Here is a 14,719-nt window from a genome sequence, read left to right as displayed (position 1 = left end):
ACATGAAGGGTCTTACCGTAAAAACCGGCCTGCTGGGAGCATTTGGCGTCGTCACTGCAATGGTGCTTGTTTCATCGGCGACAGGGATGTTTGCATTGAGTTCCATGAACAAGGAACAGGCAACCGTTCTCGATGTCGACATGCCTTCGTCGGAGGCGGCAAAAGACCTCTACGTGAACGGCATCTTGCTCACCAACATGACGGGTATGTTGGATCAGGCGCAAAACCTTGAAGAAATTTCCAGCGTTGAAGCTTCTCTTCAAAGTGCGATGATGAAAGCGAACGATGCCGTGAACAAGTTGGGAGAGCTTGGCGGTCAGCAAGAAGCAAATTCCAACCTGGCGGCAGAAATAGAATCTCTGACCGGCAAATTGAAAACTTACACCGAACTCACCAACGCACGCATAGAGCTTAATAACAGTGGTGATTTGGTTGAAGATGAAATTAAAGCGCGCGCGAAAGATCTGATAGATCTTTCTGAAACGCTCGTCGCGAATTCGAAGGCCAGTGTTACAAATTCAGTGTCCACATTGTACGATATCGTTGAAGACAGCGATAACATTGACGCTGTTTTTGCAACTCTCGACGATTTGCTGGACATCCAGCTGTTTTACTCCGACGCCATGACAAGCTTCAAGGCGAACGCCCTCGCCGTAGAACACAGTATTGGTCTGGTGAAGAGCGCACAAACGCTTGAAGAGATAGAGCAGGCTGACGAACAGGTTAAAGCGTTGCTTGTCACTCTGGGCCGGAATGCAGACAAGATTGATGATCCCGACCGGAAAAAACAAGCCCTGGAAGTCTTGTCTGCGATCCAATCCTTAGTAGACACAGGAACTGAAGAGAGCTTTCACTCCATCAATGTCAATCGTATCGAAACGAAAGACGAGATGGCTGCCCTCCGGGCGGATTTACAGAAAAGCACCAGGGAACTTGAAGCGTCCGTTCTGGATACTGTCAGGACATCCAAGGAGAATATCTCCACGGCCAAGTCCGATATGACACGACTGACCTCGTTCGCTTTCACGTTGATGATCGTACTGTCAATCGCGTCCGTGGTCCTTTCCGCGTTGATCGGCTTTTTCTACGTTGAAAGACGTGTCGTTCGGCGGCTGGTGGCGCTGAATCATACAACCCTTGCCTTGTCGCAAGGTGATCTGGAAGCTGTTGTCCCCCAGGTTAGTCGTGATGAAATCGGTCAGATGGCATCTGCCTTGCGGGTGTTCAAAGACAACGCGATTGAAGCCGAGAACCTGCGCCATCAGCAGGCGGAAGCCAATTCGGTTGAACAGCAACGTCAAAATGTCATCTCCAACCTCATCTCCGACTTTGAAAGCAACGTCGCGAATTTGATGGAGCAAGCGCAAAATACTGCGACCAGTTTGCGCGAGACTGCCGATGGGCTTGGAAGCGTCGCCGAAATGACGACGGAGAAATCAAGCAGGGCCTTCGGATCGTCCGAAGAAGCCGCTCGGAATGTTCAGGCAGTCGCAGCTGCTGCTGAAGAATTGTCTCAGTCAATCAATGAAATACAACAGCAAATCAAGACAACGGGCGAAGTGGTCCTGCAAGCCGATCAAGACGTAAGCACGGCTAGTGATGAAATTGTCGGGCTGGCAAACACCGTTGAACGTATCGGTGACGTTGTAAATATCATCACCGATATCGCAGCACAAACGAACCTCCTTGCGCTTAACGCGACGATCGAGGCTGCACGTGCAGGCGAAGCCGGTAAGGGATTTGCCGTTGTTGCAACTGAAGTCAAGGCGTTAGCTGACCAGACTTCTAAGGCGACAAGTGAAATTGCTGAACAGATATCCGCGATTCAAGGCTCTACCAGCAACGCGGTCGCTGCAATCGAGAAGATTTCTGCGACCATGAATTCGGTGCGTGACTATTCTGCTGCAATCGCCTCCTCTGCTGAACAGCAAAGTTCCGCGACAAACGAAATTTCGCGGAATGTTCAGGAGGCTGCTCAAGGTACGACGATCGTTGCCACAAACATTCAAGATGTGTCTCAGTCGGCCGAAGAAACGAAACAATCCTCGGAACTTGTGAAATCCGCTTCACTCGAGGTTTCGACGACTGCTGATGAGATAAACCAGAATATCAGCAAGTTTCTTGAATCGGTGCGTGCAGCATAAGTCTCATCTTGAGCCACAACGAGGCCTCGAAACCGGCTCACCCTCCCGGTCCGGGTTCTCACTGCCCGGATGACGAAAACGAAAAGACCAGCCCGTGAGACACGGGCTGGTCAGGCTGTACGAGGCCAGGGAGCAGATGCCCCCAGCCTTTCAGGGAGCTTGATGAGCCCGCCGCCAGGAAGGGGAGACCCGTGAAGGCGGCGGTGCCGGATCAGCGGGTGGACGCTTCCAGAACGTCCTCATAGGTGCGCAGACCGGTGGTCGGTGCGCAGACCAGCACGGACATGTTGCCCGGAGCGTGCTGGTTCTTCCACATCTTGGTATGGGCCTTCGGGATCTGATCCCAGGGAAAGACCTCGGACATATAGGGGTCGATGCGCCGTTCGATCATCAGCTTGTTGGCGGCCGAGGCCTGCTTCAGATGGGCAAAGTGCGAGCCCTGCAGGCGCTTCTGGTGCATCCACATGTACCGGACGTCGAAGGTGCAGTTGAAGCCGGAGGTGCCGGCGCAAATGACGACCATGCCGCCCTTCTTGCAGACCAGGGTCGAGACCGGGAAGGTTGCCTCGCCCGGGTGCTCGAAGACGATGTCGACGTTGTTGCCCTTGCCGGTAATGTCCCAGATTGCCTTGCCGAATTTGCGCGCTTCGGCGAACCAGTCCGCATATTCGGGCGAGCCGACCTTGGGCAACTGGCCCCAGCACTTGAAGTCCTTGCGGTTGATCACGCCCTTGGCGCCGAGGTCCATGACGAACTGGCGCTTGTCCTCGTCGGAGATGACGCCGATGGCGTTTGCGCCCGCTGCGGTGATCAGCTGGATGGCATAGGAACCGAGACCGCCGGAAGCGCCCCAGACCAGCACGTTCTGGCCAGGTTTCAGTTCGTGCGGGTGGTGGCCGAACAACATGCGGTAGGCGGTTGCGAGCGTCAGCGTGTAGCAGGCGCTTTCTTCCCAGGTCAGATGCTTCGGCCGGGGCATGAGCTGCTGGGCCTGAACGCGGGTGAACTGCGAGAAGGATCCGTCAGGCGTCTCGTAACCCCAGATTCTCTGGGAGGTCGAGAACATCGGGTCACCGCCGTTGCATTCCTCGTCGTCGCCGTCGTCCTGGTTACAATGAACCACCACTTCGTCGCCAACTTTCCAGCGTTTGACCTTGTCACCGACGGCCCAGACGATGCCGGATGCATCGGAGCCGGCGATGTGGTAGGCGGCGCCGTGCCCGTCGAACGGGCTGATCGGCTGGCCGAGACCTGCCCAGATGCCGTTGTAGTTGACACCGGCGGCCATCACCAGAACCAGAACCTCGTGGCTGTCGAGTTCCCAGGTCGGCACGACTTCCAGTTTCATGGCGTCTTCCGGCGGACCGTGGCGTTCGCGGCGGATGGTCCAGGCATACATGTTTTTGGGAACGTGTCCGAGCGGCGGGATCTCTCCGATTTCATAAAGATCTTTCACCGGCGCGCCCTCTCGCGTTTCGTTGTCATTGGCTTCCGCGGTCGCTGTCATTCTCCCCCTCCCAGGGCTTCTTTTTGGGCCTCAGAATTTCGCATTTGCACAAGGCATAACCGGACGATTACCCGGTTTTGCGCAACTATTGTTCAAAAACGATCACCGTTCTATACGACTATTGCTTAACTTGCGTTTTGATGCCAACCTTATTTTGCATTGCACATTGGAGTTTCGCAGTCGCGTAATCTCCGGCACACTGCTGACTGTTTGGGAGAAACAGGCGGACGCAGTGCTGCCAAATCAAGAAAAAACAGGCATCAGAACGCCTTAGGAGGATGAGTGGCATGAGTGCATCGGGTGAGAGCCGGCCGGAGAAGGATCGTCCGTGGATATTCCGGACCTATGCGGGCCACTCCACAGCGGCCGAATCGAACAAGCTGTACCGTGGCAATCTTGCCAAGGGTCAGACCGGCCTGTCCGTCGCGTTCGACCTGCCGACTCAGACCGGATATGACCCGGACGATGCCCTTGCGCGCGGCGAAGTGGGCAAGGTCGGGGTTCCGGTGGCCCATCTCGGCGACATGCGTACCCTGTTTCAGGATATTCCGCTGGAGCGGATGAACACGTCCATGACGATCAATGCGACTGCACCCTGGCTGCTGTCGCTCTATATTGCAGCTGCCGATGAGCAGGGCGCCGATCGCAGCCTTCTGTCCGGCACGACCCAGAACGACATCATCAAGGAATATCTGTCCCGCGGCACCTATGTGTTCCCGCCGGCGCCTTCGCTCAGGCTGACGACCGATGTGATCGCCTGGACCTATTCCAACATGCCCAAATGGAATCCGATGAACGTCTGCTCCTATCATTTGCAGGAAGCAGGCGCGACACCGGTGCAGGAACTGTCCTTCGCGCTGGCGACGGCGGTTGCCATCCTGGATTCCATCAAGGCGAGCGGCGCCATTCCCGAGGAAGATTTTCCGAAGGCGGTCGGCCGCATTTCCTTTTTCGTGAACGCAGGCATGCGTTTCATCACCGAGATGTGCAAGATGCGCGCCTTCACCGAACTGTGGGACGAGATTTGCCTGGAGCGTTACGGTGTCGAAGACGAGCGCTATCGCCGCTTCCGCTACGGGGTTCAGGTCAACAGCCTTGGCTTGACCGAGCCGCAGCCGGAAAACAACGTCTACCGTATCCTGATCGAGATGCTGGCGGTGGTCTTGTCCAAAAACGCGCGTGCGCGCGCCGTGCAGCTTCCCGCCTGGAACGAGGCGCTGGGCCTGCCGCGGCCGTTCGACCAGCAGTGGTCGCTCCGCATGCAGCAGATCGTTGCCTATGAGACGGACCTTCTGGAATACGCGGACATCTTCGACGGATCGGCCGAAATAACCCGGAAGGTGGAGGAGCTGAAGGCGCAAGCCCGTGAAGAGCTTGCCCGGATCGACGCCATGGGGGGCGCGGTCGCGGCCGTCGACAGCAGCTACATGAAGCGCCAGCTTGTGGAATCCAACTCCGCACGTCTTGCCGCCATCGAGGGCGGCGGCCAGGTGGTGGTCGGCGTCAACCGCTGGACAGACAGCGAGCCTTCGCCGCTGGCTGCCGGGGAAGACGGTGGCATCCTGACCGTTTCCGAGCATGTCGAGGAAGAAGCTGTCGAAAAGGTCAAGGCCTGGCGCGAGGCGCGCGATCAAGCCGCTGTCGAAGCTGCGCTGGCAGAGCTGAAAGCGGCAGCCCAGGAAGGCCGGAACATCATGGAGCCCTCCATCGCCGCGGCCAGGGCCGGGGCGACGACAGGCGAGTGGGGCCGGACCCTGCGCGAAGTCTTTGGCGAATACCGCGCTCCGACCGGCGTTGGTCAGGCCGTGCGGGACAATGCCGGCACATTGGCCGACATTCGCTCGGATGTGGAGGCGGTTTCAAAGAAACTCGGCCGCAGGCTGAAGTTTCTGGTCGGCAAGCCGGGTCTCGACGGCCATTCCAACGGAGCGGAACAGATTGCCGTCAGGGCGCGCGATTGCGGCATGGAAGTGGTCTATGAAGGCATCCGCCTGACCCCGGCGCAGATCGTCAACGCGGCGGTGGAAGAAGACGTTCACGTGATCGGGCTATCGATCCTCTCAGGCTCGCATCTGGCTCTGGTGCGTGACGTAATGGACCGGCTGCGGGCTGCCGGGGCAGACGATATCCCGGTTGTGGTCGGCGGTATTATCCCGGACGAAGACGCAGCGCAGCTCAAGGCGCAAGGCGTTGCCGCCGTCTATACCCCCAAGGACTTCCAGCTCACCGACATCATGGCCGATGTCGTGCGGATTGTCGGCAACCGGGCGGAAAAGGCCGCCTGAGCTGAGTTCACTTCAGGGGTGTCAGTGCAGGAGTGGAAGCGGGTCTTATCGGCCCTTCTATCTCTGGCCGGGACGGGCTCCCGGCCGTGGCTCTTGCCGTCCTGATGCCGTTGCCTTTGGTTGTGGAGAAGGTTAACCTTGCGTAAAGTTTTGTTAACTCTTTGTTGAAACAATCGCAGGGTTCCGCCAGAAGGCGGCAATTCTCTGAAGGCCAGGAGGCCGGAATGGCGACGATCGAAAGGCCGCAAGCGGCCCAGGTCGTGGCGCATGCGACAGAGTATCCAGCGGATCGTGACGGTGATGGCACCGGTTACGACCGCAGAAAAAAGCGTGACACCGCAGAGCGCCACGAAAACGAAACCGGACTGTCCGAGAACAATCCGGCCGTTCTTATTGATGATCATCACATCGTAAATCATGTGCTGGATGGCGTTGCCGCCTACAAAGCCACCGCGCTGCAGGTCATGGAGCCGGGCATCGACCACGGGCCCGTGCACCCCCTGCAGGGACCGGTCGACAGACTGCCGCCAGACACTGTCCGTCATGCCTATGAGGATCACGAAGACGGTGACCCTCCGCATGAGGTGAATGTCGCGACCTGAGGGCGGGAACGCCGATCGGTTGAAGTTGCTTGGCTTGTTACATATTAACCCGTATCTATGCCGGCAGGGGCGATGCCCTATCGATTGCCCGCCGGTGCGCGTTGAGACAGATGCTGCACCAGGCGCCGCCGTTCCGGTTGGCCGGCCTGCCCCTTTCCGGCGCAGGCCGCCGGGCCCGGGTGACAAGAGCTGGAGACTTGAGTTTGACTTTCCCCGCACATCTTCTCGAAGGCTACGGCCGTTACCTCAACAAGGGGTTCGTCAGGTACAAGGAAACCCATGAACGGCTGGCGGTCTATGGCCAGACACCGGACGTGATGGTGATTTCCTGCTGTGATAGCCGCGTGACTCCAGAAGGCATCTTCAACGTCGGGCCGGGGGAGCTGTTCGTGGTGCGCAACGTTGCCAACCTGGTGCCTCCGTACGAGGACACCGAAGGGCAGCACGGCACCAGCGCGGCGATTGAATTCGCGGTGAACAGCCTCAAGGTCAAGCACATCGTCATCATGGGGCATGGCCAGTGCGGCGGTGTGAAAGCCTTCCGGGAAAACGCCAACGCGCCGATGGCGACGGGCAAGTTTATCGGGCGCTGGATCAAGCTTCTGGAACCGGCGGCCATCGCAATGGCCTGCATGCCGGTGGACAAGGCGGACGATCCGCAGCTTGCCATGGAATATGCCGGTATCCGGCAGTCCCTGAAAAACCTGATGACCTTCCCGTTCATCGAGGAAGCGGTTCAGGAAGGCGTGCTCAACCTACATGGCTCCTGGTTCGACATCGGGTCCGGTGAGCTGCGGGTGATGGATCCCGATACCCAGAGGTTCTGCACCACTGCCCCGAGTGTTCTCGAAGCGGCGGGATAAGCGCAGCGAGGAAAGAATAACGATGCTTGTCGATCCGACGCTCTATCGCCGAATGGCCAAATACAACAGCTGGATGACTGAAAAGGTCTATGCTGCCGCGGACCAGATGAGCGATGAAGACCGCAAGGCGGACCGGGGTGCTTTTTTCCGGTCCGTGCATTCAACGCTCAATCACATCCTGTTTGCCGACAGAGCCTGGATGGGCCGCTTCACGGGCCGCAAATACGAAATCAAGGGCATGGGCGTCGACCTCTACGAGAGTTTCGACGAGCTGAAAGCCGCTCATTTCGACATGTGCCTGCAGATTTCCGATTTTGCCGAATGGCTGACCATCGACTGGCTGGCCGAGGACCAGGAATGGACCAGCGGCCAGGATCGTATCACCCGGTCCCGGCCGCGCTGGTTGCTCGTCACCCACATGTTCAACCACCAGACCCATCATCGCGGCCAGGTGTCGACGTTGCTGACGCAGGCCGGGCACGACATCGGTGTCACCGATCTGCCGTTCATGCCCGATCTGGTGTGATCGGCGAGCCGGTTCAGACTTCCGTCTTCATGCCGTAGTTCTTCACTGCGCCCAGCACCGCATCGATTTCTGCACTGGACAGAATGTGCGGCGAACCGATGGTGCGGCTGAGGATGTAGGCCTTGGCCAGGATTTCCAGTTCCTCCAGTCGCCAGAGCCCCTTTTCGAGAGTTTCGCCGACAACAACAGCGCCGTGGTTGGCCATCAGGCAGCCGTGCCGGTCTTTCATGGCGCCGGTCACTTCCCGTGCAAGTTCGTCGCTGCCGAAGAGCGCGTAACCCGCCAGGGGAACCGTGTCACCGCCAAAAAGCGCGATCATGTAGTGGCAGGAGGGGATTTCCATCCGGTTGATCGCCAGCGCAGTGCAATGGACCGGATGCGCATGCACGACCGCGTGCATGTCCGGCTTTTCCTTGAGCAGGGCGAGGTGGAACTGCCATTCGGTTGACGGCGGCAGCGGCCCCTCGAAAGCGCCGTCGCTGTCCAGCGGAATGGAGGCCAGCATCTCCGGTGTCATGCGGTCATAGGGCACGCCGGAGGGCGTGATGATCATCCGGTCGCCGGCGCGCGCGGAAATATTTCCCGATGTGCCCTGGTTGATGCCGCGGCTGTTCATTTCCTTGCAGGCTTCGATGATGGCCTGGCGAAGGTCGGGTGTGTCCTGATAAGGCGTCTTAAGCATTGTCTTCCGTCAGATTGAGCATTTCTGTCGCCGTTTCCGAGCAGGTGGCGATGTGGGTTGCATAACCGCCGCGCAGGGCCGCCAGCATGGGTTTCGCGCGGTCCGGCCCGGAGCCGACCAGCAATCCCATGTCCTTGCCGCGCATCTGGTCCAGGGTAACCGCGATCATCCGGTCTTCGATTTCCCGGTTGAGGCCGTTGCCGTCATGGTCGATCAGGCGGCCGCAGATCACGCCGATGGCACCGCGTTCCGCGCAAGGGTCGATGTCGGAGGGGTCGAGCAGGCCGGTATGGACCACGTGGCTGTCCGCTGTGCAGGTGCCGCAAGCGAAGATGGTCTTGTTGCAGTCGGCCACCGCATCGAGCTGCATGCGGATAACCGGTTCCTGCTTCAGTTCTTCCACCAGGGCCCGGTTGGACAAGAGCAGCGGCACATGCAGGTTGACGCAGTGCGCGCCATAGCGGCGTGCAAGCGTTGCCGAACAGGTTTCCGCGGCAAAGCCGAGTGCCGCCGGGCGCGAGCCGACGAGCTGAACCACGGTCAGGTCCGGCACGGTTACCCGGGGAGCGGCTTCCGCAACCCGATACACCGTTTCGCCCCAGGCAACACCGAGCCGGTCGCCCGGTTCCAGCAGGCCCGGCAGCCAGTCGGCGACCACCCGGGTCACCCGGTCGAGCGACTGGTCGGCCCCGGCCGGCGACGAGGGGACGACAATGGCGTCCTGCAGGCCGAAGCGGTCGACCAGGCGGCGGGCCAGATCATGTTCGCGGAAGATGTCCGTATCCAAGGTGATGCGGACATAGTCGCGCTTTCGCGCTTCCGACAGATAGTTGACGACTGTTGCCCGCGAGATGCCGAGGCGTTCGGCGATCTCGTTCTGGTTCATGCCTTCCTGGTAGTAGCACCAGGTGACCTCGATGATGGCATCGTCCTGGCTGCGCGCCCTTGTGGCCGCGGCTGGTGCCGCGGCCCTGGTGCTGGAAGGCCGGGAGCTGGTCGGGCCCGGGCTCATGCGCTTTTGGCAATCCCGCTGAGGTCCGGGAAGAGAGCGGCAAGGCCTTCGGCGCTGGCCTCGCAGACGCCGCGTTCGGTGATCAGCCCGGTGACCAGGTGGTTCGGCGTAACGTCGAAGGCGGGGTTGCCGCCTGGCGTACCGGTCGGTGTCACCTGCACGACGCCGATCTTGCCGTCGTCCGTCAGCCCCTGAATGTGCGTGACTTCGCGCTCCTGGCGTTCCTCGATCGGAATTTCGGCAACGCCGTCATCCACCGTCCAGTCGATGGTGGGGGACGGCAGGGCGACGTAGAAAGGCACATTGTTGGCCTTGGCGGCCAGCGCCTTCAGATAGGTGCCGATCTTGTTGCAGACGTCGCCGCGGCGGGTGGTGCGGTCCGTGCCGACGATGACCATGTCGACAAGGCCGTGCTGCATCAGATGGCCGCCGGCATTGTCGGTGATGTAAGTGTGCGGAATGCCGTGGCTGCCCAGTTCCCAGGAGGTGAGGGCGCCCTGGTTGCGCGGGCGGGTCTCGTCCACCCAGACATGGATCGGAATGCCGGCGTCATGCGCCTGGTACATCGGGCTGGTTGCCGTGCCCCAGTCGACTGTGGCGATCCAGCCGGCGTTGCAGTGGGTCAGGATGCGAACAGGTTCGCCGTCCTTTTTGCCCGCTGCGATCTTGCGGATGATCTCAAGGCCGTTCTGGCCGATGTTGTGGTTGATGCCGACGTCTTCGTCGGAAATTTCATGCGCCAGCTTCAGTGCGGCTTCCGCCCGGTCAGCCTCCGGCAGGGGCAGTAGATGCGCGCGGCAACGGTTGAGCGCCCAACGCAGGTTGATGGCAGTCGGCCGGGTCTTGTCGAGAAACTCCCATGCCGTGTCCAGATGGGCGTTGGACGGATCGATCTTGGCGGCAAGTGCCATGCCGTAGGCGGCGGTCGCGCCGATCAGCGGAGCGCCGCGCACGCGCATTTCGACGATGGCATCTGCAAAGTCCTGGAGCGTATCGACCTGCTGAATACGGAATTCATGCGGCAGCCAGCGTTGATCGATGATCTGCAGGGCGGCCTTGTCGTCATCCCACCAGAGCGAGCGGTAATGAGTGCCGTTGACCTTCATGGGATGTCCTTCTTGTTGAATTGGCGCGCAAGCTTCACAAGCGCATCGGTCGAGCCGTAACTTTCAGGCGACAGGATGAGGTCGGCGCCCATGAGCAGGTTGCGTGTTTCCAGACGGCGCTTCAGCTGCTTGTCCTCGATTTCCTCGAAATCGGCATTATGGGCAAGCGACAGGGTGCGGCGGTGCATCTCGATGCCGCAATACCCCATGGCCTCGGTGCGGATTTCCTCAAGAAGACCGGCACAGGCGAAATCGGACGCCTGCCCCTGATCCTCGAACAGGCAAGCCGGAAAAAGCATGCCGGTGCGTTCGGTGTTCCACAGGTGTGTGAACTCGGCTTCGAACGCGGAGAAAGTTTCGGTGATGACCGACAGGATCCATTCCTGGAAATCGTCGAGGTTTTCCGCGCTGCGGTGAGCCGGCTGGCTGAAGTAGGCCATCAGGAAGTTGGCTGTCAGCATGCCGATATCGAACCCGAGCGGGCCGTATTGCACGAATTCCGGATCGATCACGCGGCTGTCGCTGTCCGTGGACATGATGGAGCCGCTGTGCAGGTCGCCATGCACCATCGTTTCGGTGTTGGAGGCAAATTTCATCAGGAACCGCTGCACCTTTGCCTTCAGGGCGGTGTTGGCGCGCAGGTCTGCCACAACGGGGTCGAGACCTTCCGTGTGGTGGTTCATCTTTGCCGCAAAATAGGGGTCGGTGAAAACCAGCGCCTCGGTAATCGCGGGGATTTCGACATTGCCGGTGAACAGGCTGACATCAGCCTTCTTGTCGGCGCTCTTCATGGACAGTTCCGAGCCGCGAAACGCCGTGCGGGCGCAGAATGTGCCGAGGAAAGCGCCGAGCCCGGCGACCTTTTCGCCGTCGATCAGCTTGCGCCGCAGGATCTTGTGGGGCGAGAGGTATTCCATGACGATCAGCGCCTGGTCTTCATCGAAGTGATAGACCTCAGGCACCGCGCCTGGATCGCGCGCAGCCTGGCGCACTAGCGCATGGTTCTCGTAAAGCGCGCGGTACAGCGGCAGCGGCCAGCTGTCGCCGACCAGGCGAACATAGGGCAGCGCCTGCTTGACGATAAGGGTGCCCTTCGGCCCGTCGACGATGAAGACGAGGTTCAGGTTGCCGTCGCCCACTTCGCGAACGGTCCAGTCAGACGGGTCTGCTCCGATCCTGTCCGCGACCGCGGAAATCCCGGAAAGTCTCTCGCCGAGGGTTTCCGGCGTCAGGGGCCGATAGAGGTCTGGCGTGTTCATCTTGGGTCTTGTTCCTCCCTATTTTGCCCCGATAATGGTCAAGATTATTCAAAAGTCAACACAGTTGACAAATGCCTATTTAGCGTGTTGTAACGATGACAAGCGGGGGAGGAACTCGCATAAAAATCGGGAGGAAAGGTGCCAGACGTCACCTGTAAATTGAGCGGCTTGGAAAAGTCCTTCGGGCGCAACCATGTGCTTCGGGGGATTGATCTGGAGCTGCGCGCCGGCGAAGTCACGGCGTTGATGGGAGCCAACGGTGCCGGCAAATCGACGCTGGTGAAGGTCCTGTGCGGCTATCATTTTGCCGATGCCGGCGAGATCGAGCTGGCCGGCGCGCCCTTCAAGCCGATCGATGCGGCCGATGCCATCTCCAAGGGCGTCGTGACCGTGCACCAGTCCATCGATGACGGTGTTATTCCGGATCTGGACGTCGCCACCAACCTGACGCTCGATCTCCTGACCGAGCCGGGCGCGGATTTTTTCGTCAACGACAGGAAACTGCGCCGGCAGGCCCGCAAGGTTGCCGAAAGCATGGGTCTGACCATGGACGTGCGCACCCGCGTTGCGGATCTGGAGGTCGCCGACCGGCAGATGATCGCCATCGCCCGCGCCATGGCCCGAGCGCCGAAACTGCTCATTCTGGATGAGCCGACCTCTTCCCTCTCCGCTTCCGAAGCTGACCGCCTGTTTGCGCTGATCGACCGGCTGCGCGCGGAAGGGGTCGCCATTCTCTATATTTCCCACCGCATGTCGGACATCCGCCGGGTGGCCGACCGGATTGTTTCGATGCGTGACGGGGCGATCTCCGGTCTGTTCGAGACAGAGCCCCTGGATTATGTAGGCGCGGTCAACGCCATGCTTGGCCACCAGATGACCGAGGTGGATATCGATCCGGTCGCCGGTGGCGATCCGATTCTGGAAGTCGACGGTATTCGTCTTTTCGAGAATGGGCCGCAGATCGATCTGACCGCCCGCGAAGGCGAAGTGGTTGCCCTGACCGGTCTGCTCGGCAGCGGTACCACCGAACTGGCGGAAGTGCTGTTCGGCCTTGCGAAACCGGCGGGCGGCAGCTTGCGGCTGGACGGCAAGGACTACACGCCGAAAAGCGCTGAAGACGCCGTTTCCAAGGGTGTCTTCATGTCGCCCAAGGACCGCAGCGTGAACGCCGTGGTGCCGGACTTCGACATTGCCAACAACATGACGCTGCCATTCCTGGGCGCGTTCAGCCGGTTTTCTTTCTTAAGCGAACGCGGGCAGCGCCGGGCCGCCGATGACATGATCGGCAAGATCGGCATCGTCTGTCAGGGCAATGGTGACGGCATCAACACCCTGTCGGGCGGCAATCAGCAGAAGGTGATGATCGGCCGCTGGCTGTTACAGGCGAGCCGGGTCCTTCTGCTGGATGAACCTTTCCAGGGGGTCGATATCGGCGCCCGGCGGGACATAGGTCACTATATCCGGCAGACCGCGAAAGGGCGCACGACGCTGGTCTTCGTGGCGGAAATCGACGAAGCCCTGGAAATCGCCGACCGCATCGTCGTCATGCACGAGGCTGCGATTGTCGGCGAATACATCAACAAGAACGTCGACCTGAACCGTCTGGTCGCGGATGTCTCCGGCCCGGCAAGCGGGCGGGGAAAGCACGAGGCGGCAACGCAGGCAATGGCAGGATGAATACCGGAACAATGAACAAGAACCCGCTCGAACTTGCCATCCGCTACGGCTTCCTTGTCCTCCTCGGCGGACTGGCGCTTTTCTTCAGCCTTTATGCCAGCGGCTTTGCCAGCCCGCGTTCGGCGGTCTTCATTCTGCAATCGGTGGCCATTACCGGTATTCTGGCGCTCGGGGTCACCTGTACGCTCGTTGTGGGCGGGTTCGACCTGTCCATCGGGTCGGTCGCCACATCTGCGTTGATGCTGTCGGCCTATTCCATGGTGGTGCTGGAGCAATCAGCCTTTGTGGCCGTTACGCTCTGCCTGGTGATGGGGGCAGTCGTCGGGCTGATCAACGGCTTCCTGATCGTGAAGATGCGCGTGCCGGATCTCCTGGCAACGCTCGGCATGATGTTCCTGCTGATCGGGCTGCAGCGTATTCCGACACAGGGCAATTCGATCGCGACCGGAATGAGCCTGGGTGAGGGCGTTGTCGCGGAAGGTACGTTCTCCGCAGCGTTCCTGTGGCTTGGTAGGCATCGGTTCGATCTCTTCCTCGACCGGCTGCTGCCGGTGCCGGTGGTGGTGTTCCTGCTGATCGCGCTGCTGATCTGGCTTTTCCTGGGGTACACCCGGCATGGCCGCCTGATGTATGCCATCGGCTCCAACGAACGGGCCGCCGAACTGGTCGGCACCAACGTGCAGCGCTACAAGATCGTGGCCTACATGATTTCCGGCATGCTGGCATCGGTCGGAGGCATTCTGCTGGCCGCGCGTCTGGGCCGTGGGGACATTGCCTCGGGCAACAATCTCCTGCTCGACAGCGTGGCTGCCGCTCTTATCGGTTTCGCGGTGCTTGGCGCCGCCCGGCCAAACGCCTTCGGCACGGCCGCTGGTGCGCTGTTCGTGGGTATTCTTCTTCAGGGGCTGACCATGATGAACGCCCCTTACTACATGCAGGATTTCGTCAAGGGCGCGGTACTGGTCGCCGCCCTTGTCTTCACATTCTACCTGTCCTCGCGACGCGGGGGCCGGAGAACAGCGTGACGCCCTGAATGGCGCCGTTTCCATTGGGAGG

General features: G+C 60.1%; 12 protein-coding genes. 7 read left to right on the top strand and 5 right to left on the bottom strand.

Going from position 1 to position 14,719, the window contains the following annotated elements; genetic code table 11:
* Positions 1 to 2: 2 nt before the first annotated feature.
* Positions 3 to 2,144 (top strand): methyl-accepting chemotaxis protein, encoded by a 2,142-nt coding sequence (locus tag V1T76_RS12270; RefSeq protein ID WP_330560948.1) that lies wholly within the window; start codon positions 3 to 5, stop codon positions 2,142 to 2,144.
* A 211-nt stretch (positions 2,145 to 2,355) separates the two neighbouring features.
* Here the strand turns inward: V1T76_RS12270 and ccrA are convergent, their stop codons facing one another.
* Positions 2,356 to 3,651 (bottom strand): crotonyl-CoA carboxylase/reductase, encoded by a 1,296-nt coding sequence (gene ccrA / locus V1T76_RS12265; protein ID WP_330560947.1) that lies wholly within the window; start codon positions 3,649 to 3,651, stop codon positions 2,356 to 2,358.
* Between the two features lie 278 nt (positions 3,652 to 3,929).
* Between ccrA and V1T76_RS12260 the strand changes: the two genes are divergently transcribed.
* From V1T76_RS12260 to V1T76_RS12245, 4 genes are all read left to right on the top strand, one after another.
* Entirely contained in the window at positions 3,930 to 5,936 is a 2,007-nt protein-coding gene (locus tag V1T76_RS12260; RefSeq protein ID WP_442970116.1) for a methylmalonyl-CoA mutase family protein, read from the top strand.
* 224 nt (positions 5,937 to 6,160) lie between these two features.
* A complete protein-coding gene (locus V1T76_RS12255) occupies positions 6,161 to 6,538 on the top strand; it encodes a hypothetical protein (RefSeq protein WP_330560945.1) in 378 nt (125 codons plus the stop codon).
* A 203-nt stretch (positions 6,539 to 6,741) separates the two neighbouring features.
* Positions 6,742 to 7,401, top strand: a complete 660-nt coding sequence (locus V1T76_RS12250; protein WP_330560944.1) for a carbonic anhydrase — start codon at positions 6,742 to 6,744, stop codon at positions 7,399 to 7,401.
* A gap of 22 nt (positions 7,402 to 7,423) precedes the next feature.
* On the top strand, positions 7,424 to 7,927 hold the full coding sequence (locus V1T76_RS12245; RefSeq protein WP_330560943.1) for a DinB family protein: 504 nt from the start codon (positions 7,424 to 7,426) through the stop codon (positions 7,925 to 7,927).
* Between the two features lie 13 nt (positions 7,928 to 7,940).
* Here V1T76_RS12245 and V1T76_RS12240 read toward each other — a convergent pair whose 3' ends face one another.
* From V1T76_RS12240 to mtnK, 4 genes are read right to left on the bottom strand one after another with little or no spacing between them, the layout of a single operon-like run.
* Positions 7,941 to 8,609, bottom strand: coding sequence for a class II aldolase/adducin family protein (locus tag V1T76_RS12240; RefSeq protein ID WP_330560942.1), 669 nt, complete (start codon positions 8,607 to 8,609; stop codon positions 7,941 to 7,943).
* Positions 8,602 to 9,621 (bottom strand): sugar-binding transcriptional regulator, encoded by a 1,020-nt coding sequence (locus V1T76_RS12235; protein ID WP_330560941.1) that lies wholly within the window; start codon positions 9,619 to 9,621, stop codon positions 8,602 to 8,604. Before V1T76_RS12235 ends, V1T76_RS12240 begins: the two co-directional genes overlap by 8 nt.
* Entirely contained in the window at positions 9,618 to 10,727 is a 1,110-nt protein-coding gene (gene mtnA, locus V1T76_RS12230) for an S-methyl-5-thioribose-1-phosphate isomerase (protein ID WP_330560940.1), read from the bottom strand. Before mtnA ends, V1T76_RS12235 begins: the two co-directional genes overlap by 4 nt.
* The gene (gene mtnK / locus V1T76_RS12225) at positions 10,724 to 11,986 is read right to left on the bottom strand and encodes an S-methyl-5-thioribose kinase (protein WP_330560939.1); all 1,263 of its coding nucleotides are present in this window, start codon (positions 11,984 to 11,986) and stop codon (positions 10,724 to 10,726) included. Before mtnK ends, mtnA begins: the two co-directional genes overlap by 4 nt.
* Before the next feature lie 138 nt (positions 11,987 to 12,124).
* Between mtnK and V1T76_RS12220 the strand changes: the two genes are divergently transcribed.
* Positions 12,125 to 13,663 (top strand): sugar ABC transporter ATP-binding protein, encoded by a 1,539-nt coding sequence (locus tag V1T76_RS12220; protein ID WP_330560938.1) that lies wholly within the window; start codon positions 12,125 to 12,127, stop codon positions 13,661 to 13,663.
* Complete coding sequence (locus V1T76_RS12215; protein ID WP_330560937.1) at positions 13,660 to 14,688, top strand: ABC transporter permease; 1,029 nt, start codon at positions 13,660 to 13,662, stop codon at positions 14,686 to 14,688. The genes V1T76_RS12220 and V1T76_RS12215 overlap by 4 nt, the downstream gene beginning before the upstream one ends.
* The last annotated feature ends 31 nt before the right edge of the window (positions 14,689 to 14,719 follow it).

This window comes from Roseibium sp. FZY0029, from assembly GCF_036350355.1.
Classification (GTDB): Bacteria; Pseudomonadota; Alphaproteobacteria; order Rhizobiales; family Stappiaceae; genus Roseibium.
Note: the sequence above shows the minus strand (reverse complement) of the source record. Positions and strands in the feature narration are given on the sequence as shown.

Coding starts and splice junctions, on each gene's coding strand:
- V1T76_RS12255 (WP_330560945.1), top strand. CDS start 6,161: ATGGCGACGATCGAAAGGCCGCAAGCGGCCCAGGTCGTGGCGCATGCG.
- mtnK (WP_330560939.1), bottom strand. CDS start 11,986: ATGAACACGCCAGACCTCTATCGGCCCCTGACGCCGGAAACCCTCGGC.
- V1T76_RS12245 (WP_330560943.1), top strand. CDS start 7,424: ATGCTTGTCGATCCGACGCTCTATCGCCGAATGGCCAAATACAACAGC.
- mtnA (WP_330560940.1), bottom strand. CDS start 10,727: ATGAAGGTCAACGGCACTCATTACCGCTCGCTCTGGTGGGATGACGAC.
- ccrA (WP_330560947.1), bottom strand. CDS start 3,651: ATGACAGCGACCGCGGAAGCCAATGACAACGAAACGCGAGAGGGCGCG.
- V1T76_RS12240 (WP_330560942.1), bottom strand. CDS start 8,609: ATGCTTAAGACGCCTTATCAGGACACACCCGACCTTCGCCAGGCCATC.
- V1T76_RS12270 (WP_330560948.1), top strand. CDS start 3: ATGAAGGGTCTTACCGTAAAAACCGGCCTGCTGGGAGCATTTGGCGTC.
- V1T76_RS12260 (WP_442970116.1), top strand. CDS start 3,930: ATGAGTGGCATGAGTGCATCGGGTGAGAGCCGGCCGGAGAAGGATCGT.
- V1T76_RS12235 (WP_330560941.1), bottom strand. CDS start 9,621: ATGAGCCCGGGCCCGACCAGCTCCCGGCCTTCCAGCACCAGGGCCGCG.
- V1T76_RS12215 (WP_330560937.1), top strand. CDS start 13,660: ATGAATACCGGAACAATGAACAAGAACCCGCTCGAACTTGCCATCCGC.